The sequence below is a fragment of the Streptomyces sp. NPDC060209 genome (genome assembly GCF_042728155.1).
In the GTDB taxonomy this organism is placed as follows: Bacteria; Actinomycetota; Actinomycetes; order Streptomycetales; family Streptomycetaceae; genus Streptomyces.
In genome coordinates this window covers 20,646-41,181 of the sequence record NZ_JBHWZS010000026.1, presented here as the reverse complement: position 1 = coordinate 41,181, position 20,536 = coordinate 20,646, and the positions used below count along the sequence as shown (strand labels likewise).

Genomic DNA, 20,536 nt, shown 5'->3' with positions numbered 1-20,536 from the left:
TCCCTGATCGGGATCGGGGAGCCCGCGTGGTCGCTACCTCTGTCTGCTGTTCATGCCTGACGCAGTGCGGAGCGGCCCGCGAAGCGCGCCGAGTGGCCCAACTCCTCTTCGATCCTGATGAGTTGGTTGTACTTCGCGGTGCGGTCGGAGCGGGAGAGCGAGCCGGTCTTGATCTGACCGCAGCCGGTCGCCACCGCCAGATCCGCGATGGTGGTGTCTTCCGTCTCGCCCGAGCGGTGCGACATGACAGCTGTCCAGCCCGCTTGGTGGGCGGTGGTGACCGCGGCCAGCGCCTCGGTCAGGGTCCCGATCTGATTGACCTTGACCAGGACCGAGTTGCCGACGCCGGTGCGGATGCCCTCGCGCAGGAGTGTCTCGTTGGTGCAGAACACGTCGTCGCCGGTGAGCTGGCAGCGGTCGCCGACGCGGGCGGTCAGCTCGCGCCAGCCGTCCAGGTCGTTCTCCGCCATCGGGTCCTCGATGGAGAGGACCGGGTAGGCGTCGATGAGTTTGGCCAGGTAGTCGGCGTTCTGGGAGGGAGTGCGGCGCACTCCCTCGCCCGCGTAGTCGTACACCCCGTCGCGGAAGAACTCCGATGACGCCGGGTCCATGATCAGGCCGATGTCCGTGCCGGGGCGGTAGCCGGTGCGCTCGATGGCGGTCATCACGAAGTCGAGCGCCTCCTCTGCGGTACGCAGCGCGGGTGCGAAGCCACCCTCGTCGCCGACGCCCGTGGAGTGCCCGGCGGCCAGCAGATCGCGGCGCAGGGTGTGGAAGACCTCGCTGCCCATGCGGACGGCTTCGGCGAAGGTGTCCGCGCCCACGGGCGCGATCATGAACTCTTGGAAATCCAGCGGATTGTCGGCGTGGGCGCCGCCGTTGACGATGTTCATCATCGGTAGCGGCAGGAGGTGGGCGTCGGCGCCGCCGAGATAGCGGTAGAGGGGCTGGCGGTGGGCCGCCGCGGTGGCTTTGGCGGCGGCGAGGGAGACGCCGAGGATTGCGTTGGCGCCGAGCCGGGACATCGTGGCGGTGCCGTCGAGGGCGACCAGTGCGGCGTCGAGCCCCGCCTGGTCCGCCGCGTCGCGGCCGTGCACGGACGCCGCGATCTCCCCGTTGACGTGGGCCACCGCGCGGTCGACGCCCTTGCCGTGCCAGCGCGCGGAGTCTCCGTCACGCAGTTCGACGGCCTCCCGGGCGCCGGTGGAGGCGCCGGAAGGGACAGCCGCGCGCCCCAGGGACCCGTCCGCCAGGACGACGTCGACCTCGACCGTGGGGTTGCCCCGGCTGTCGATGATCCGGCGGGCGGTGACGGTCTCGATGGCGGCGTTGACGGTTCCGGCTGTGCTTGCGGACATGGGAGTTCCTTGCCGTTGTCCTATGCCGTGGCCCCGGCTGCGACAGCGCTGGCGCTGAGCCCGACAATCCCAAACCATACAGCAATGCTGCTCAGTTTGGCTGTACAGCATTGCTGTGCAGGTCAGGTACGCAGCTTTGCTGACCAACGGGGTAAAGTGCCCTATGCCCACCTCGGAAGCCGCCGCCATCGCCGCCGAACTGCGCACCGCGATGGGCAAGCTCACCCGGCGCGTCAAACACGAGGACCACATCCCGTTGGGTCAGGTCGCCGTGCTCGGTGCACTCGACCGCGACGGCGCCATGACCACCAGTGACCTCGCCGCCGATCAGCGTGTACGCCCGCAGTCGATGGCCCGGGCGGTGGGGCTGCTCATGGAACAGAACCTGATCACGCGCCGGGCGCACCCCACGGACGGCCGCAAGTCGCTGGTCGAGCTGTCGGACGCGGGCCGGGTCGCGCTCGAGGCGGAGCGTGGTCGCAGGGCTGGTTGGCTCGCGCAGGCCATCGAGGCGGAACTCACGGATGAGGAGCAGGTGTTGCTGGCAAGGAGCGCCGCTCTGCTGGAGCGGCTCGCTACACGCTAGGGGTGTCCGCGAAGTCCCGCCGTGTTTTGCAGACCTGGCACTTCCCGAGCTCTCGGCTCCGCTAAAGGCGGGGGAGGCTTCAATCTGCTGCGTTGTCGGATGGGCCAAGTGCGTCCGGTACGAGGCTGATATTCCGCTTTGTGATTGCACACACTTGACCCCGCGGATCACGCTCTTTGGGCGTACGGCGAGCGTACGGCGGGAGTTCGCGGACACCTCTTGGTGCCCCGAATGGCGTGGTTGCCCTGTCGCGATGCCCGGTGGGCCGGCCCGCTTGTCGGGTGGTGGTGTGACTCAGAGTTCGGTGCCGCGGGACGTGGTGCAGATAGCCCTCCTACCCGGCGGCGATGGCGGGCCGGAGGTGGTGGTCACCGGCATGGGCACCTTCACGAACGCGGGCAGGACGAGGCCGTCACCGCTCATGCTGTTGTCGTGAGACTGTCTGGTCGTGCCAGAGATGACGAGTGGGTTGGAGGCGGCCTTGGCTGAGGCGTCGTCTCCTTCGTGGACGCAACGTGCTCGTGCCGGGCGTGACCTTGCTTCCTTCGCTGATGTTCCTGAGGCTGCGGAAGCGTTGATGGGGCTGCTGCTGGACGTCGAGGACACGGTGGTGCCCCGGCAGACGGCGGAGGCTTTGACCCGGGTGGGGGCGGTGGTCGCCATAAGGCTTATCGCTCTCGCTGTTGCCGAGGCAGACGACAACCAGGCCGACTGGCTGCAGACCGGGGTGCATGACGCGCTCGTGAGACCGGGCGGTGTGCCGGGCTTCGCAGCGGCCTACGGGAAGCTCGCCCGGGACCCGGAAGAGGCTGTCCGTCGGGGGGCCGCAGATATCTTGGCGTGGGCAGACGGCCCAAGGATTTGATCTGCGTTCGACCTTCCTTCGGGCTGGTTCATGCAGCCGTCGACTGGGGGAGGCGAGGTTCGTAGAAGACGCCGTCGCGGAGCATGGCGAACAGGACGCTGATGCGTTGGCGGGCGAGGCGGAGGAGGGCTTGGGCGTGGGCCTTTCCGCGGTCGCGATGCTTGTCGTAGTAGGTGCGGGAGGCGGGATCGGCGTCCACGCAGGCGAAGGCGGACAGGAACATGGCCCGTTTGAGCTGCTGGTTTCCTCCTCGGGGTACGTGTTCGCCGTGGATCGAGGTCCTGACGACTTCGTTGTCGGGGCGAGCCCGGTGTAGGAGGCGAGGTGGGCGGCGGTGGGGAAGCCGGTGTCGTCGCCGACGGTGACCAGCAGGACGGCGGCGGTCCTGACGCCGACGCCGGGCATCTAGGTCAGGACCCGAGGAATGAGGGTGTGCCTCCAGCAGGGTGTTGATCTTGGTTTCCAGGGCCGGGCGCTGTTCGTGGACAGCGCCGAGGGAGCGGGCCAGGGACGGCACGACGGTGTCGAGGGTGCCGGTCGCGGGCACGATGACGGTCTGTTCGTCGAGGGCGTCGAAGACATCGTCGATCAGCCGGGCGGCCATGTGCGGGGCCTTGGGCCGGATCAGGTCGACGAGCCGGCGGCGGCCGGCTTTCGTAGCGCGGCCGGGGATCCGTGACGTTTCAGTAGCCAGGTGACGGCCTGGTGGTCGAGCGGGGGCCGAGGACGCGTTCCAGGCTGGGGTGGACCTGCGTGAGCAGGTCGCGTATCCGGTTGCTGGTGCGGGTGGCCTCGGCCGCGAGGTCCTGGTCGAAGCCCGCTAGGGCGTGTTTTAGAAGTCCGGCTTCTTCTGCCGCAGTTCCCCAACATGCCTCTGGCCGGGGTCTCGGCACCGCCGAGGCCGATTGAGTGTGCCATCCCGGTCGTGGTACCACTTCATGGTTCGTAAGATGATCACGAGATGTAACAAGGGGTCGGTGGGCATGGCGCTCGGAGAGCTGGTGAAACTGCGGGCCATGGGCCCCGCAGACGCCGAGGCACTGTGGTGCTGGAACCACGACCCCGAGGTCATGCAGTGGATGGACGACACGTATGCCCAGCCGGTGGAGCGCGTCCGCACGTGGCTGGAGGAGCGCCCCCGCAACACATACGGCGACTTGCTCCTTGGCATCGAGGCGCTCGCCGACGACACGCTCATCGGTCTGATCATGCTGCACGATGCGGCCCCGGAGAAGGGCATCGCGAAACTCGATATCTACCTGGGCGAGAAGGCCTACTGGGGCCGCGGCTACGCCACGGATGCAGTGCGGACGATCTGCCGCTACGGCTTCGAAGACATGCGCCTGCACAAGATATCGCTGACCGTGGTCACCGAGAACCATGCCGCGCGCAAGGTCTACGAGAAGGTTGGCTTTGTTGAGGAGGGCCGGCTTCGTCAGGTCTTCCGCCGTGACGGCAAGTGGTACGACATGTTCACGATGGGTCTGCTGGCGAGCGAGCTCCGCTGAGCCCGATTCAGTAGTGGCTCTGCCATGATCCACTCGTGGGGCGTGGAGATTTGACGAACGAGCAATGGGCCAGGCTGGAGCCGTTGTTGCCAGTGGGTAAGAAGCCAGGACGACCTCCGGTTTGGTCCCAACGACAGCTGATTGGCGGCATACAGGCGGACCCGGACCGCGCCCCCTGGCGTGATGTGCCAGCACGCGATGACGAGTGGGAGGCCGCCTACGGCTTGGTCCGGCGCTGGCAACGCGATGGCACCCGGAAGTACGTCCTCACCCGACTCCAGACTAGGGCTGACGCGCGAGGTCTGATTACGTGGGACGTGAGCGTGGACTCCACAGTCGCCCGTGCCCACCAGCATGCAGCCGGGGCCCGTACGGCAGAGGCACCTCCCCGTCCCCGCCAACTCGCAGGGAGGCGAGTAAAAGGTCAGGTCGGCGTGTGAGAGGCTCTGCCCTCAGCGCGCTGTGGGGACGGCGCGAAGGGGAGTGGAAGCGTGTCGATCGATCCTGCGGATTTCGCAGCCCGCCTGCGAGCGGAGCAGAACGCTCCAGGCCGTGAGGAGACGCTTCGGCGGGAGCGGGTAACCCGACGTCGCAAGGCGCTGCTCGGGGCGGGCGCCGGGATCCTGGTGCTCGGGGGCTTCGGTGTCTGGCTCGCGGGCGCCATGGGTGGGCGGCCCGCTGACGAGCCTTTCGCCCCGCGCATGTTGGACGAGGCGATGTGGCCTGACGCCTGGCCGGCCACCACGAACATCCCCTTCCGGGGCTCACCTGCGGCTGCATGGGAGAACGGAGCCGTCGGGATGCGTCTTCCGCAGTCCAAGGCCGTTGCCGGGCTGACCGACCTGGAGGTGTCCACCAGCCTTCGGTCCGTCCGCGATTTTCTCATCGCGACGAACCTCTCCAGCCAAACCCTCTACGGAGCCAAGCCAGTTGGGGCGCTGAACCTCCTTGCGCCAGGTGATCCTGCACGCGGGGAACTCGAGGCAGCCTTCACAGGTTCGGGAACCGGCCGGGGATCGCTTCAGTTCCTCACTCGGTTTGACGGGGACGAGGTGCAGGTGCTGGCGTCTGAGGGAATGGCTAAGACTGACGGCACGATGACGTACGAGGCCACACCGGCGGGCGAGCTATTGGTGAGGGCTGACTACACCTTCGTCTACGCACTGGTGAAGACGAGCGGAGCAAAGCAGATCAACCCGAACGGCTTCGAAGTCGCCAGGGTAGTGGTCCACCGGCAGCTCGACGTCCTCGTCCGTGACGGAAAGCTACGCACACAGGCGCACACGACGGCGGTAGCCAACGACGACTGCACCGCACCAGCCGACGGGTTTATCCACCCGCTCTTCTACGACGACCTGAAGAAGACCAAGAAGTGGGCGTCAGTCGACCCCTACGCCGAGAAGCACACCAATGCCGCAGCCCCAGGCGCCTGCGTGCGCCCGACCCGGACCTGACTTCTGGGTAAACGGGATGCTCCGCAAGGCTACGGGGGCCTTGGCGCTGGATGTGGCGAGCGTGGTGTTCTACGTGTGCGCTGTCGAAGCGGCGTGTGGGTGGAGGGTTCGCGGGCTTCGCTGTCCGACCCGGACGCGAGCTGTCGTCCTCACGTTGGGCGGGGTCTGTGACACGCACGTATGGCGAAGCTCGCCTGTACCACGGCAAGCCTCGCGTTCTGGTTGATGTCTGGCGGGCGCAGGGGGTGGGCCGTTGAGGTGCGTGGTCTGGCCGAAGCGCGGGGTTTTGAAGCCGGCCGGACAACTTTGCGATGGGATGTCGAGAAGCCGCGTGCGGCTCCGTCCCAGGAGTGGACGCGGCCACAATGGGCTGTGCCTCGCCAAGGAGAAGATGATGGCCAAGTACCTGCTGCTCAAGCACTACCGGGGTGCGCCGGCGTCGGTCAACGACGTGCCGATGGACCAGTGGGAGCCGGAGGAGGTTTCGGCTCACGTGCGGTACATGCGTGACTTCGCTGCTCGGCTTGAGGGAACTGGCGAGTTCGTCGACGGTCAGGCGCTCTCCCCGGAGGGTACGTTTGTCCGCTACGACGGCGAGGGGCGGCCGCCGGTGACCGACGGCCCGTTCGCGGAGACCAAGGACCTGATCGCCGGCTGGATGGTGATCGACGTAGAGACCTACGAGCGTGCGCTCGAGCTGGCCGGTGAGCTGTCCGCGGCTCCGGGTGCGGGTGGCAAGCCGATCCATGAGTGGCTCGAGGTGCGCCCGTTCTACGCCGAGCAGCCCACGGCCACCGAGTGAACGAGTCGCTGCTTCGGGAGCTGGTGCCTGCGGTGATCGGTGTTCTCGTCCGTCGCGGGGCCAGCTTCGCGGCGGCCGAGGATGCCGTGCAGGACGCCCTGGTCGAGGCCGTGCGCGGGCGGCCGGGCGACTCCTGCCCGAGCTCTTGGTTCGGTTCGAGCGGGGGAGGCCCGATTCGGGATCCCAAGGGCTGGCTGGTCACGGTGGCCTGGCGCAAGTTCCTCGACGCTGCCCGTGCTGATACCTCCCGGCGGCGGCGAGAGGAGCTGGTCGAGGCCGAGCCCATGCCCGACGGGGGCGAGGCGGTGGATGACACGCTTCAGCTGTACCTTCTGTGCGCGCACCCGTCGCTGACCCCGGCCTCGGCCGTTGCGCTCACGCTGCGCGCGGTCGGCGGTCTGACCACGCGGCAGATCGCGCAGGCCTACCTTGTGCCGGAGGCGACGATGGCCCAGCGGATCAGCAGGGCCAAGCGGACTGTCTCCGGCGTCCGGTTCGACCAGCCCGGTGACGTCGCCACGGTGCTGCGTGTGCTTTACCTGGTCTTCAACGAGGGCTATTCCGGCGATGTCGACCTGGCCGCCGAGGCGATCCGGCTCACTCGTCAACTGGCGGCCAGGGCCAACCATGAGGAGACCGCGGGCCTGCTGGCGCTGATGCTGCTCCATCACGCACGGCGCCCGGCGCGGACCGGCCCCGACGGCAGGCTCGTGCCGCTTGCCGAGCAGGACCGCAGCCTGTGGAACACCCGACTGATCACTGAGGGCGTCGAGGTGCTCCAGACCGCTCTCGCCCGCGACCGCCTGGGAGAATTCCAGGCGCAGGCGGCCATCGCCGCGCTCCACGCCGACGCCCGGACTGCCGAGGAGACCGACTGGGTGCAGATCGTCGAGTGGTACGACGAACTGGTGCGTCTCACCGACAGCCCGGTAGCCCGCCTCAACCGGGCCGTCGCCGTGGGCGAGGCGGACGGCCCGCGGGCCGGCCTGGCCGCCCTGGCGGGGCTCGACCCCTCCCTGCCGCGGCACGCCGCCGTCGCGGCTTACCTGCATGAGCGTGAGGGGGATCCGGTGACCGCAGCACTGCTCTACGCCCGAGCCGCCCGGTCAGCGCCCAACATCCCCGAACGTGACCACCTCACGCGACAGGCCGCCCGGCTCAATGCGCAGCTGCGCGGTTGAGCGGCGGACCGGTCGGTGGTGCCGTCGTGCTGGTACCGGCGATGACTTCGGTCGGGACCATGCCGATGTCACCGCTTCGGCGGGGCACGGGTTGGGCGCGGCGGCGGCACGGGCCGTGCGGGCGGCGTCGGCCAGGAACGCGTGCATGTTCCGGGTCCGCCAAAACCTCGGGGACGTTGAGCCCGCGCGCGAAGACCTTCCTGCCGCGTCTCGGCCTCTGCATGTGGGTTTTGCCGTAGCTGTACGAGAACGGTGCCGTCCAGGCCGGACCGCAGGGCCGGAAACGGCACTCAGCCTTCGATGGGAATGGTCAACCTTCACTGCGGCAGAACAGTCTCACTCGAACGGCGTCGGCTCACCCCTGCTCGGCGGGTGAGCCCGGGGGAGTGCCGTGCCGGGGGTACCCCCGAGTGGGGCTTGCCCGGTCAGCGGGTGTGTGAGCCGGGGCCTGCCTGATCGGCCACCGGACCGGCCACGGTGACCCCGGCCCGTGCAACCGTGACCGGCCACCGGCCGGACGCGTTAGGCCACGGGGGTGAAGCGGGTGGGTCAGGGGACGTCGCCGGCCCAGTCCCACCGGCCGGGGTCACCGCAGCGTGCTTCGTAGTCCGCGCGGCCGCCGGGCCCGAACTGTCCGTGGTTCGTGATCAGCATGGCTCCGGCGGTGCGCTCCTGGGCAGTGAGCCCGGTGACGTCCACGAGCAGACCGTCCAGCGGTCCGCCGACCAGTTCCACGTACTCGCGTCCGGGCTCGGCATAAGGGGCGGGATCGTCGTGGTCGGCTCCGTAGACCCGTCGGCGCAGCTCGTCCATGCGCGCCAGCCTTTCACTCGTACACCTCCCGCGCCCCTCGATCGGGCGGGGTCTCCCAGGTGAAGGGTGCGGCCAAAATCGAACAAGTGCTCTAATGGGCGGATGGAGTCCTTCCCCTTCCCCGACGACCTGGTCCAGACCCAGCAGGCTTGGCTCGCCGTCTACCACGAGCTCGCCGCACCCCGTCCCCGCCGCACCACCGCGCTGCGCCGCCGTCTGCTGGTCCTGTCCGCCCGGGTCCAGTGGCATCCGTTCTGGTCCACCCCGCCCGGCCGTATCCCCGCGGCCCGGGTGGAACTTCGGCGTCTCGCTCACCGGCAGGGGCAGCGCGAGGCGAGAACGGGATGAGCCGGACGGAGGCTCTGTCCGAGCGGTGCGTGGCGGAACTGGAACTCGATGATGCGGTGGCAGCCGTGCCACTGGAATCTCAGACGTCGCCATCAGCGACGTCGACCACCTCGACCTGGAGGACCCGGCCGTTCTCGGGACAAGGCGTACTCGTCCTGCGGCAACCGCGCCCCTGCGCAGGCGCGTTATCAAGGCCGTCATCCCGGAGGGCGGAGGGACGGGACCAGGCCGCCGGCCCGCGAGCACCTCATCGTGGCCACGGCCCGCGAACTCGCCGAGCACAGGGCTGGGACGCGGTCACCACCCGCCGGCTCGCCGAGCGCCACCCACAGCAGCTGCCTCGGTGCCTCTTCGTACGGCAGAGGCACCCGGCGGCGCCGCCTGTCAGACCCCGCCCGTACCGTCGTAAGCAGATCCCGAAGGGGGGGGGCCTTTGCCCGGTTCACCGCACGTTCGTGGCCGGGTGCTCCCAGAGGACGGGCCAGAACGCACGGGACCCGCCCGGCGAGAGTCGCGAGGCGGGTCCCAGGAAGATACAGACTCAGGCGGGGGTGATGTTCTCCGCCTGGGGGCCCTTCTGGCCCTGAGTGACGTCGAAGTTCACCTTCTGCCCTTCCTGGAGCTCACGGAAGCCGGAGCTGGCGATGTTGGAGTAGTGAGCGAAGACGTCGGGGCCGCCGCCGTCCTGCTCGATGAAGCCGAAGCCCTTTTCCGAGTTGAACCACTTCACGGTTCCGCTGGCCATGTTGTCCTCCAAGGGGGACTGAGAGTCGGTTCCCGCACCTTGCGGGAACCGGAGGTGATCGCCCTGGTCCTCAGAGACTTGCTCGAACAGCACAATCGCCCGCGGACATACGCGCGGGCGACTCCATCGGAACCACGACAGCTGACGCTGACGTTACACCGAACTGCGAACTCGGCCCAGCAGCACGCAGGATGAGTACCGGCCCTGCCCACCGGTGCGGCGACACCGACCCGTCCGTCCCGGCGATGCCGGACCCCATGCCGCCCGCCGCACCACCGGCGGGGCGCCCCTCGCGATCTCCGCATGGCAGTCGCAGCCAGTCCTGGCACCGAGCCGGGATGCTCGAGTCAGGCTCCGGAGCGCCAGCCCAGCGCCGGGGCCAGCCTCGTCGCGATGTCGGTGAGTATCTGCTCGTAGTCCTCGTGTTCGAAGGTGAAGGGAAGCGCGAAAGCCACCTCGTCCACCTCACGGAACGCCGCGTGCGCCTGCAGCCGCTCGGCGATCACCTCCGACGTGCCGACCAGATCGGGCGAGAACATCATGCGCGCCGGGCCCTGTGGCGCCGCGGTGCGGGGCAGCCGCTCGGCGGCGTACCGCTCGTACCTGGCCCGCTGCTCGGGTGATGCCGAGTCGGTGGGGACGACGACCAGCCCCTGGGAGACACGGGCAGCCTCCCCGTCGGGGTGGGCCGCGCGGAAGGCGCGGATGTGCGAGAGCTGGATCGTGGCGAAGTCGGCGGGCTCGTCGTCGGGGCCTTCAGCCTTCACGACGCTGCTGGTCAGCAGGTTCATCCCGTGCTCGCCCGCCCACCGGGCCGACCGCAGGCTGCCGCCGCCGTACCACATCCTCCGGTCCAGCCCCGGTGAGTGCGGCTGCACCCGGTCGGAGAAGACTTCGAAGCCCTCCAGGCCGCTGGAGGCGGTGGCGGATCTGCCCCGCACGAGGTCCAGCAGCCGTTCCACCCGCCCGTAGCCGAAGTCCTCGGCGTCCGCGGTCTCCGGATACAGGGCGTCCTTGACCCGGTCGTAAAACATCGGAGGGCCGATGCTGATACCTGAATTGAGGCGGCCGCCGGACAGGACATCAACCGTGGCCAGGTCCTCAGCGAGCCGCAGCGGGTTCTCCCAGCCCAGCGGCGTAACCGCGGTACCGAGTTCGATGCGCCGCGTTCGTTGCGTGGCAGCCGCCAGGACAGCGATGGGAGAGGAAATGCCGAACTGCAGGTGACGATGGCGAACCCAGGCGCTGTCGAAGCCCAGCCGCTCACCCAGCTCGATCAGCTCGAGCGTGGACTCATGCCCCCGGCCCGGGTCGGTCTCGTCGAAAAGTCCGATGGTCAGGAACCCCAGCTTGCGCAGCGGTCGTGATGTGAGTGGCACTCAGCCCTCCAACGTTGGGTCGCTCAGCCCTACGGGCGTGCCAACAGGAAGGCGCACCGCGATGTTCCCCCCGGAGGGGCATCACTCGCGTGCCGCGCGAACCGCTTGTCACGCAGAACGACGCAGAACGCTGCCCCGAACCCGCCCCGCGCTCATGCGCTGAAACCGCAGAGCTCGCCTTTGGAGTTCGAGCTCATGGTGAGAACGGAACCCAACGCCCCCGACCGGCATTTGATCCAGACTGTTCAATGAGGTTCCCGTGCTGTCCGACTGTTGGCCACTCCACGCGGACGAAAGGCACGTCGTCGCCGCTGGGTGGCCGGCCGGGATCTGCGGGGGATTCCGGCCGGCCGTATGCCTTCCTTCTTGGCTACTCCAGGCCGTAGGCCCGGGTGATGGTCTGCACGGTGCGGTTGCCCGCGGAGTCCCACGCCTCCGTCCTGAGGGTCACGAAGCCGTTGGTGTCCGCCTTCTTGGGGTGTCGGAGCTCGATCCGGAAGGAGTTGCTGTCCTTCCGCCGGACCTTGGCCGACGTCCAGGTGACCCCGTCGTCATAGGAGACGGAGACCTTGGCGCCGTCCATCGCAGTGGAGCCGGTCCAGCCCTTGGCACGGCCGGCGTTCACGGTGAATGAGTACGCCTTCTTGGCCGAGGCCTGGTTGAGGGCGTTCAGCGGCATGTCGTAGTCGAGCTGCACCGCCGGCATCGCCTCGCAGACGGTGGGCGCGGGAGAGAACTCGTCGCAGTCCTCGATCGCCATCGTGGTCGGCGCGGCGGAAGCGAAGTTCCACTCGGTGCGGACCTTGCCGCCCGGGGTGGTGCCCAGGGGGTCCTTGGCGCGCGTGAGCTCCTGGACGAACCGGTAGTCGGCCTTCTCGGGGACCATCAGCTTGCTCGTATCGGTGATCAGGTCGCCGTTGCGGTAGTAGGCCCAGCTACTGACCATGCCTGTCGCGCTGTGCCTGGCGTCGCTGTCCCTGGCCAGCACGACCACGCGCGTCCAGACATCGCTGCGGCAGAAGTTGCAGGGCCCTTGGGCTTCCGCGGTCGGGCGTACCGGCGCGGCGAACCAGTGCTCCTGGTACGTCCTGCCCGGCGAGGCGTAGGTGCCGCGCGGGCGGTTCATCACGCCGTCCTGGGATCTCGTGCCGCGGTACACCGACGGCCTGTAGGCCAGATCGGGGCCCGCCAGCACGTAGTCGTCCCTGCTGCCGCCGACGTTGACCAGCTGCATGGCACGAACCGACGACTCCTGGCCCGGGCCGTACGCGTGCAGCGTCTCCTGGCCGAATGTGCGTACCTGGTCGGAATGGAAGGTGTTCCTGACCCTGGCGAAGTCGCCCGTGTCCGCGCTCCTTGCCAGGCTGGAGGGAATCCTGCCGTCCTCGGCAAATGGTGTCGAGTAGCTGTAGCCCGACTCCAGGACGCCGCTCAGGGCGATGTCGACCTTCCCCTCGGCCAGCAGCGAGCGCAGGCTGCGACCGCTGTCGTAGCTGGTGTTGACGACCGGAACGGTCAGATCCCCGGCGACCTCTCCGATGCCCAAGTGCCCCGGGACAGCGGGCGCCACGATCACGGCCTCGGCCCCGGCCGCCGCGACGCGCCGGACCCTGTCGCTCACCGCGGCCGGGTCGACCGCGGAGATGAGCACGGCCTTGCCCTTCACATCGGGTGCGGCAACGTCCTCGGTGGTGCCGGCGTCGGCCAGTCGCAGCTTCCTGGTGCCCTCGAAACGCTGGGCGAACGCCGGCATCGTGATGGGGACGGCGGTACGTTCCGGTCCGGTGACCGAGAGCTGGGCCAGTGGCTGGCGTTGCGTGAGGAAGGTGAACATCTTCAGCGTTCCGGTGGTGGCCGCGGGGCTGGGGACGGCACCGACCTTCCCGTCGGACCCGTTGAGCAGGCCGGCATCGGCGATGAAGCCGCGGTGGCCGCCGGCCCCGTCGTCGCGGGCGAGCTGCGTCATCCAGGCGGCACGCTCCAGCGGCCGCTTCGTACCGGTGATCCTGACGGTGAAGTCGGTCGCGGTGCTGCCCTCGACCGTCCGGGTCTGGTCCTCGTCGGCGATGTCGATGTCGGGCAGGGCGAACAGGTCGACCGCGTACGTCCGCTTCGGGTCGTCAGGGTCCGCGGTGTATATCACCCCCTCGATCGAATAGCGGCCCACCGGCAGCGAGGCCGTCGTACTGTCCGAGCCCTGCAAGGTCGTCTGATGCCAACCGTTGTTGTCCATGCCGTGGGCGGTCAGCGACACGAATCTGGGTGTGTTGCCGAAGCGGTCGGTGATCCTGACCGTGAGGTCGTGTTGCTCGACGTCCATGATGAAGCCGACCGGAGTGTGCACGGATTGTCCGCTGTCGGCGGTGGCGGTGAGGTGCCCGCTGTACTGGCCCGTCTCAAGGGCATTGGGGTCGAGCGCGACGTTGACCTCGGCGCTCCCGGCTGCGGGGACCGTGACCTTTCCGTCGCTCACCTGCGGGCCGGAGACGGTGACTGTGCCGTCCGTGACGGGGATGCCGTCCTTGCCCTTGACCGATGCGGCCAGCGTCAGTGTGGCGGCGGTGGCACCGGTGTTGCGAAGGGTGACCTTGCGGGTCTCTTTCTCGTAGGTACCCGGCTGCCACTCGACGAGACCGAAGTCGGCGGCCCCGGCCAGTTCCAGCTGCGGGTCGAGCGCGGCCGCGACGTCGACACGTCCGTAGCCCTGCTGGTAGACGGTCTGGGTGGCGGACGTCTTCGAATGAGCGGTCAGGGCGTCCTTGACGCGCTGACCCGACCAGTCGGGGTGGCGCTGCTTGAGGATGGCCGCGGCGCCCGAGACGTGCGGGGTGGCCATGGAAGTGCCGTTGGCCGCCGTGTAGTTGGCGTCGACCGGAGTGCCCATGGACGTTCCGGCGCCGCGGGCGGCGACGATGCCGACACCCGGAGCGGTGATCTCCGGCTTGATCGCCATGTCGCCGATGCGCGGGCCTCGGCTGGAGAAGCCCGCCAAGGCATCGGCCTTGTCGACGGCGCCGACGGTGAGTGCCGCGTCGGCGGTGCCCGGAGTGCCGAGGGTGATCTCACCACTGAGGCCGTCGTTGCCGGCCGCGATGACGAACAGCGCGCCCGAGGAAACGCTGAGCGTGTTGACGGCGCTGGTCAAGGGGTCGTCGCCGGGTGTGGTGTCACGGCCTCCGAGGCTCATGCTGACGACGTCGGCGTCCTGGGCGACCGCCCACTCCATTCCGGCCAGGATGCCCGAGAAGGAGCCGGATCCGTCGTTGGCCAGCACCTTGCCGACGACGAGGTCCGCTCCGGGGGCAACACCCTTGTACGCGCCCGCCGAGGCGGCGCCGCTGCCCGCGATGGTCGATGCGACGTGCGTGCCGTGGCCATGGCCGTCCTGCACCGCCTCACCGGAGACAAAGCTCTGACTGGCGACGATCCTCGACTTGATGTCGGCGTGGTTCAGGTCGGCGCCGGTGTCCAGCACAGCGACCTTCACACCTTTGCCGTCGAAGCCCTTGGCCCACGCCTCCGGTGCGCCGATCTGCGGCACACTCCTGTCGAGCGAGACCTTGGCCTTGCCGTCGTACCAGAGCTTGGTGACCCCGGCGGATCCGGAGGTCGCCGTGCCGTCCGCCTTGCCAGGCTCCGGCCTGACCGACCGCCAGAAACTCTTCGCACCCTCCTTGTCGACGTCGACCGCCGTGAGCCCCAGCCTGGGCATCACCTGTGTCCGCGTACTGGCCGGCAGATCCGCGGTGCGCTGCTTCAGCGCGGCGGCGGACGGCGTGCCCCGGAAGTCAAGGATCGCCGGGAGTTCATCGGTTCTCGCGTCGCCGTAGCCGTCCTCGAGCAGCCGCGTGACATTGAACAGTTCACGGTCGACGTTGCCGGAGGCGACGACCGCCAGGGAGTCCTCGGGGTAGACGTAGAGGTCGCCGTCCGGCCCGTTCATGATCTGGAACCGCTCCGAGGAGCCTGTCCCGGAAAGCATGGTCACCGACTGCTTTCCGTCGGCGTCGGTCGTCACGGCAACCTTGTCCCCGGTGATCAGCGTGACCTCCGATGCGGTCGCCGGCGGGTTGGACAACAGGCCGGGGGCATCCCGCGACGGTGACGCCGAGGCCGCGCCCGGCAGGGTCGTCAAAGACAGGGCTATGGCCACGGCCACCGCCCCGCAGACGGCGCCCGAGCGCCGCCGTCCATTGGGAGGAATGTGCATCAACTTCCCTCGCTGTTCGAGAAAATGGCGTGCCAAAGGCCCGAGGCTCGTTCGGCTCGGATGAAAAACACCTAGGCGTTCGTAGCGTTGCCCGCGACACCCAACTTGCCATGACGCGCACCCGTCAAGGACGTGTGCGGTGGCGGCTCTCCGCCAAGGCACAAAGCCGCCATGCCGTCCGGTAGTCAACCAACGGCCTTCGAATACAGACTCGTCGCCGCACCCGGAACCACCCTTCCCCGGGTGCCCGAGGAGTACGTCGATGATCAGACTTTCCATGGGCGGCGGGAGAGCAGGGCTGCTCGCTGCGGGCATCTCGTTGGTGCTGCTCTCGGCAGGGCAGACCGCCGCTGCCGGGAACGCCGCCAATGCAGTGCCCGACACCTTCAAGGGGTCCCCCGCCTCGAGCGCGACCGTCGTGCTTGTCACCGGCGACCGGGTCACCGTCACCGAACTGGGCGGCGGCAAGAAGACCGTCACCGTCGAGCGGGCCAAGGGCGCGACCGGAGCCGTACGCAGCGAGATATCCGACGGCCGGATCACGGTCATCCCCGACGAGGCCCGTCCCTACCTGGCATCCGGTGCCCTGGACAAGCGGCTGTTCGATGTCAGTGGTCTCATCGAGCAGGGCATCACGGACGAGTTGCCACTGATCGTCACGCATGGCAAGGGCGCGCGCGCCGCCACGCCGCGCGGCACCGAGACCGTCCGCGCACTGCCCAGCATCGGGGGCGCGGCGGTGGAGGCGACGGATCCGGCCGCGTTCTGGCGGTCGTTCACCTCGCCCACCACCCGCTCCACGGGTGGGAAGGTGTGGCTGGACGGCCGGGTCGAGGCCACCATGGCCCAGTCCAACGCCCAGATCGGCTCGCCGAAGGCGTGGGAGGCCGGGCTCACTGGCAAAGGCGTGAAGGTTGCCGTCCTCGACACCGGGGCCGACCTCACCCACCCGGACCTGGCCGGCCGAGTTGCCGAGTCCAAGTCCTTCATCGAGGGCCAGGAGGTCGCCGACCGCAACGGCCACGGCACCCATGTCTCGTCCACGGTCGGTGGCAGCGGCGCCGGTTCGGACGGGCTGGAGAAGGGTGTCGCGCCCGGCGCGGACCTCGCTGTCGGCAAGGTGCTCAGCGACGCGGGTTCCGGCACCGAGTCGCAGATCATCGCCGGAATGGAGTGGGCCGCCAAGGACATCGACGCGAAGATCGTGTCGATGAGCCTCGGTTCCTCCGAGGCCAGTGACGGTACCGACCCGATGGCTCAGGCCGTGAACACGCTCAGTGCCGAGACCGGCGCGCTGTTCGTCATCGCTGCCGGCAACCGCGGCGCCCCGGGCACCATCGGCTCGCCCGGCGCCGCCGACTCCGCGCTGACGATCGGCGCCGTCGACTCCGCCGACAAGGCGGCCAGTTTCACCAGCCAGGGCCCCCGCTTCGGCGACCAGGCCCTCAAGCCCGACCTCTCCGCGCCCGGCGTCTCCATCCTCGCCGCCCGCTCCCAGCTGGTTTCCGGCACCGGTCTCTACACCTCGATGAACGGCACGTCGATGGCGACGCCGCACGTCGCCGGTGTCGCCGCGCTGCTCGCCGAGAAGCACCCCGACTGGACCGGCGCGCAGCTGAAGAACGCACTGATGTCCTCGTCGAAGACGCTCTCCGCCTCCTCGTACGCGCTCGGCGCCGGCCGGGTCGACGTGGCCGCGGCGATCACCGCGAACGTCACGGCGACCGGCTCCGCCGACCTCGGCTTCTTCTCCTGGCCGTACGAGGCGAACAAGCCGGTCACCAAGACCGTCACGTACACCAACTCCGGTGACCAGCCGGTCGAGTTGAGCCTCGCCGTCGAGGGCGCGCCCGCAGACGTGGTCGCCCTCGCCGACACCACGCTCACCGTCCCGGCCCACGGCAGCGCGCAGACCACCGTCACCGGTGACGGCGCGAAGGCTCCCGTCGGCAACCTCTCCGGCCGGATCGTCGCCTCGGCGGGCGGCGCCGCCGTCGCCCACACCGCGATCGGCCTGGTCAAGGAGGAGGAGCGCTACACCCTCACCGTCCATGTGAAGAACCGGGACGGCGCCCCGACGCCCGCCAACCTGGGCGTGAAGCGTCTCGCGGAGGGCTCCATCCCCTTCCCGGCGACCGTCGGCGAGTCCGGCACGCTCGAACTGCGGCTGAAGCCCGGCACGTACACGGTGGACACCTTCCTCGACGTGCGCGGCTCCAAGGGCAAGGACTCGCTCGGCCTCGGCCTCCTGACCGACCCCGAGATCGTCCTCGACCGCGACCGCGAGATCACCCTCGACGGGCGCAAGCTCAAGGAGATCCGGGCCGAGGTCGACCGGCGGACCGAGAGCCGTCAGATCCTGATGGAGTTCGACCGCGAGGCGAACGGTGCCTCGTACGGCGCCGCGGTGCAGGTCCCGATCAAGTACGACTCGCTCTTCGCAGCCCCCACCCGCAAGCCCGCCACCGGCACCTTCGAGTACCGGACCGTCTGGCGCCTGGGCAAGCCGATGGTGGAGGCGAGCGTCGGCGGCGACCGGCTCTCCGGCGCCACCATCCAGCCGGGCACGACCCTGCTCGAAGGCCGCTCGCGGCTCGGGCTCGTCGACGTCGGCACGGGCACGGCCGCGGAGTACACGGGCAAGAACGTGAAGGGCAAGGCCGTCCTGGTCCGGGCCGGCGCGCTGACGCCCGTCGAGGTCGCGCAGGTCGCCCAGGACGCGGGCGCCGCCCTCCTGTTCGTCACCGACGACGCGCCCGGCCGGCTGAACACCTGGTTCGGCACGGCGCAGTACGAGGACCGGCCCCTGGCCGTCGCCACCGTCAACGCGGCCGACGGGGCGCGCCTCGCGTCCGCCGCGGCGCGCAAGCAGTCCGTGGATCTGAACGGCACCCGCTTCACGCCGTACACCTACGACCTGTCCGAGGGACACCCGGGCGCGATCCCGTCCGACCTGGTCTTCAGGCCGGATGACGACGAACTGGCAACCGTTCGCTCCACGTTCCACATGCCGACGGGCCGTCAGGAGCTCGGCGGCGAGTTCCGCTACTCGATCACCGACACCTTCCCGATCGGCTTCGGCTTCAAGGAGTACATCTCCTTCCCGACCGAGCGCACCGAGTACGTCTCCACCACTCGCGGCCAGAACTGGCACGAGACGGTCGACCTCGAGGACTCCCTGGAGCAGCGCGGCGGGATCAACTCGTACCGCGGTGACACCCGCACGGACCGCGAGTGGTTCAAGCCGGTCTGGCACCCGTGGCTGGGCACCGGCCTCGGCTGGGGACAGGAGCGGTCGGGCAACAACCTGCAGTTCAACACCCCCGGCTGGGGCGACTCGGGCCCCGATCACACCGGCTTCGGCAACGTGTGGAACGACGACACGATGACCCAGTTCACCGAGGTGTACGTCAACGGCACCCGCGTCGACCGCAAGATGAGCTCCGGCGCCTACGCCCGGAACGTCCCGGCCGAGGAGGCCGAGTTCAAGGTCGTCACCGACACCACGCTGGACCCGGCGCGCTGGCGGCTGTCGACCAAGGGCCACTCCGAGTGGACCTTCCGCTCCAAGGAGACCCCGGTCGGCAGCTGGACCTTCCTCCCGCTGATCAACCTCGGCTTCGACGTCGACACCGACCTGAAGGGCGATGTGCGCGGTGGAAGCCGCCTGCCCGTCGGGATTTCGGCGGAGTACGTGAAGGGCGCGCCGGACACCGGCACGATCGGCGGTGGCACGCTGGAGGCCTCGTACGACGACGGCAAGACCTGGCAGAAGGTGGCCCTCAAGAAGTCGTCGCGTGGAACAGCCTGGACAGGTGAGGTGCGGGTGCCGGACGGCGCGCAGTTCGTCTCCTTCCGGGCGGGCGCGACCGACGACCGCGGCGGCGCGGTCAAGCAGGAGATCATCCGTGCGGTGGGCGTGAAGTAACCGCGATCCCCGGCAGTAGATGAGGAAGGCCCGGTTCCGCGACGAGCGGTTCCGGGTCTTCCTCCTTCCGTGTCGGGCTCCGGATGTTGCGAAGCCGGTACTTGCGGCCGGCGGGTCGGCGCCTGGCCCGCGGGAAGCTCGCCCGGGATCCGCAAGAAGCTGTCCGTCGGGGGGCCGCAGAACGCCTTGGTCTGCGGTTGTGCCCTGTACTCCCTCGTGCGAGTGCGGGAAGCATGGCGTCCGATGGCTGAGGGTCTGGCTGTCCTGCTCTCGTCATGGCGTCAACGGGAAGGCTGGATTGGCCTTCGTGTGGGTTATGGCGCTTCCGGCCTTGGGTGACGATCGAGGAGGCTCAGGGGCCCCTTCGCCCTGGGGCTGGGAAGGCGTAAACGTCGCTTTCCGGATGATCTGCTCGGTCTATCAGTTTGTGTGTCTGTTTGGTTGGTCTCGTTGAGGCCGAAGTACCTGACGCAACGACGAACTGAGAGGCACGTGCATGGCTGATTGGAAGAACATCTCCGGTGGGCTCTCGACGATCTCGGTCGGGTCCAGGACGCACGTCTGGGGTGTGAACAGCAGCGGGCAGATGTACCGGTTCACCGGCCACGACGCGAACCCCTGGGTCGGCATCCCCGGGACCGCGGTGGACATCGGCGTGGGTGCCGACGGCACCGTGTGGCACGTCAACTCCGCAGGTGGCATCTACCGGTACACCGGCGACCAGGGCGCCGTGAACTGGGTCAACGTGACAGGCGGCCTGACCCGGATCTCGGTCGGGTCCAGGACCCATGTCTGGGGCGTGAACGCCAACGGCCAGATCTACCGCTACACCGGCCACGACGCGAACCCCTGGATCGGCATCCCCGGGAGCGCGGTCGATATCGGGGTGGCCGCCGACGGAACTGTGTACCGCGTCGACTCCGCCGGAGCCATCTTCCGCTACACCGGGGACCAGGGATCCACCGACTGGGTCAGCGTCTCGGGCGGCCTGACCCGGATCTCGGCCGGGTCCAGGACCAACGTCTGGGGCGTGAACGGATCCAACCAGATCTACCGCTACACCGGCCATGACGCCAACCCCTGGGTGGGGATTCCCGGGAGCGCGGTCGATATCGGCGCAGCCGCCGACGGCACCGTGTGGTGCGTCAACTCCGCCGGCGCCATCTACCGCTACACCGGCGACCAGCCAAGCTGACCCCCAGCCGCACAGCACGACGAGGGCCCGGCCGAACCGGGCCGGGCCCTCCCCGTCCCCAGCAACACAACAGCGGCTTTGTCGAGCAGTGGTGGCTCCGGCACACGCGGTCGCCCCATCCTCCTTCGTCCGGCCGCACCAGGGCGCTGTCAGCCGGGCCTGAT

Annotated in this window: 15 protein-coding genes and 1 pseudogene; 10 read left to right on the top strand and 6 right to left on the bottom strand. The window is 69.0% G+C overall.

Annotated features, from left to right (window positions below; translation table 11 throughout):
- Positions 1–50: 50 nt before the first annotated feature.
- Entirely contained in the window at positions 51–1,358 is a 1,308-nt protein-coding gene (gene eno / locus ACFWFI_RS08070; protein ID WP_387386968.1) for a phosphopyruvate hydratase, read from the bottom strand.
- 163 nt (positions 1,359–1,521) lie between these two features.
- Between eno and ACFWFI_RS08065 the strand changes: the two genes are divergently transcribed.
- Both ACFWFI_RS08065 and ACFWFI_RS08060 read left to right on the top strand, forming a co-directional pair.
- A complete protein-coding gene (locus ACFWFI_RS08065; protein ID WP_387386966.1) occupies positions 1,522–1,944 on the top strand; it encodes a MarR family winged helix-turn-helix transcriptional regulator in 423 nt (140 codons plus the stop codon).
- A gap of 577 nt (positions 1,945–2,521) precedes the next feature.
- Entirely contained in the window at positions 2,522–2,809 is a 288-nt protein-coding gene (locus ACFWFI_RS08060) for a hypothetical protein (RefSeq protein ID WP_387386963.1), read from the top strand.
- A 28-nt stretch (positions 2,810–2,837) separates the two neighbouring features.
- Here the strand turns inward: ACFWFI_RS08060 and ACFWFI_RS08055 are convergent.
- A pseudogene (locus tag ACFWFI_RS08055) lies at positions 2,838–3,633 on the bottom strand (transposase); the annotation flags it as partial.
- A 126-nt stretch (positions 3,634–3,759) separates the two neighbouring features.
- On the opposite strand from ACFWFI_RS08055, the gene ACFWFI_RS08050 reads away from it, so the two are divergent.
- The 5 genes from ACFWFI_RS08050 to ACFWFI_RS08030 all read left to right on the top strand — a co-directional run bounded on the left by ACFWFI_RS08050 (position 3,760) and on the right by ACFWFI_RS08030 (position 7,754).
- Entirely contained in the window at positions 3,760–4,317 is a 558-nt protein-coding gene (locus tag ACFWFI_RS08050) for a GNAT family N-acetyltransferase (RefSeq protein WP_387386961.1), read from the top strand.
- Between the two features lie 35 nt (positions 4,318–4,352).
- On the top strand, positions 4,353–4,757 hold the full coding sequence (locus ACFWFI_RS08045; protein ID WP_387386959.1) for a transposase: 405 nt from the start codon (positions 4,353–4,355) through the stop codon (positions 4,755–4,757).
- A 51-nt stretch (positions 4,758–4,808) separates the two neighbouring features.
- Positions 4,809–5,771 carry a hypothetical protein gene (locus ACFWFI_RS08040; protein WP_387386957.1) on the top strand — a complete coding sequence of 321 codons (963 nt, stop codon included), beginning with the start codon at positions 4,809–4,811 and terminating at the stop codon, positions 5,769–5,771.
- A gap of 394 nt (positions 5,772–6,165) precedes the next feature.
- The gene (locus ACFWFI_RS08035; RefSeq protein ID WP_387386994.1) at positions 6,166–6,573 is read left to right on the top strand and encodes a YciI family protein; all 408 of its coding nucleotides are present in this window, start codon (positions 6,166–6,168) and stop codon (positions 6,571–6,573) included.
- Positions 6,570–7,754, top strand: coding sequence for an RNA polymerase sigma factor (locus ACFWFI_RS08030; protein ID WP_387386955.1), 1,185 nt, complete (start codon positions 6,570–6,572; stop codon positions 7,752–7,754). Before ACFWFI_RS08035 ends, ACFWFI_RS08030 begins: the two co-directional genes overlap by 4 nt.
- A 549-nt stretch (positions 7,755–8,303) precedes the next feature.
- On the opposite strand, the gene ACFWFI_RS08025 is transcribed toward ACFWFI_RS08030, so the two are convergent.
- Entirely contained in the window at positions 8,304–8,567 is a 264-nt protein-coding gene (locus ACFWFI_RS08025) for a hypothetical protein (protein ID WP_387386953.1), read from the bottom strand.
- A 102-nt stretch (positions 8,568–8,669) separates the two neighbouring features.
- Here ACFWFI_RS08025 and ACFWFI_RS08020 point away from each other — a divergent pair, with 102 nt between their 5' ends.
- Positions 8,670–8,915, top strand: a complete 246-nt coding sequence (locus tag ACFWFI_RS08020; protein WP_387386951.1) for a hypothetical protein — start codon at positions 8,670–8,672, stop codon at positions 8,913–8,915.
- A 541-nt stretch (positions 8,916–9,456) separates the two neighbouring features.
- Here ACFWFI_RS08020 and ACFWFI_RS08015 read toward each other — a convergent pair.
- From ACFWFI_RS08015 to ACFWFI_RS08005, 3 genes are all read right to left on the bottom strand, one after another.
- Positions 9,457–9,660: a cold-shock protein gene (locus tag ACFWFI_RS08015; RefSeq protein ID WP_010982331.1), complete on the bottom strand. Its 204-nt coding sequence runs from the start codon at positions 9,658–9,660 to the stop codon at positions 9,457–9,459.
- A 347-nt stretch (positions 9,661–10,007) separates the two neighbouring features.
- Positions 10,008–11,039: an LLM class flavin-dependent oxidoreductase gene (locus ACFWFI_RS08010; protein WP_387386949.1), complete on the bottom strand. Its 1,032-nt coding sequence runs from the start codon at positions 11,037–11,039 to the stop codon at positions 10,008–10,010.
- A 370-nt stretch (positions 11,040–11,409) separates the two neighbouring features.
- Positions 11,410–15,249: a S8 family serine peptidase gene (locus ACFWFI_RS08005; protein WP_387386946.1), complete on the bottom strand. Its 3,840-nt coding sequence runs from the start codon at positions 15,247–15,249 to the stop codon at positions 11,410–11,412.
- Positions 15,250–15,511: 262 nt separating this feature from the next.
- Between ACFWFI_RS08005 and ACFWFI_RS08000 the strand changes: the two genes are divergently transcribed.
- Together ACFWFI_RS08000 and ACFWFI_RS07995 are read left to right on the top strand one after the other, a co-directional pair.
- A complete protein-coding gene (locus ACFWFI_RS08000) occupies positions 15,512–19,177 on the top strand; it encodes a S8 family serine peptidase (protein WP_387386943.1) in 3,666 nt (1,221 codons plus the stop codon).
- 496 nt (positions 19,178–19,673) lie between these two features.
- Entirely contained in the window at positions 19,674–20,372 is a 699-nt protein-coding gene (locus ACFWFI_RS07995; protein WP_387386941.1) for a tectonin domain-containing protein, read from the top strand.
- Positions 20,373–20,536: the final 164 nt, after the last annotated feature.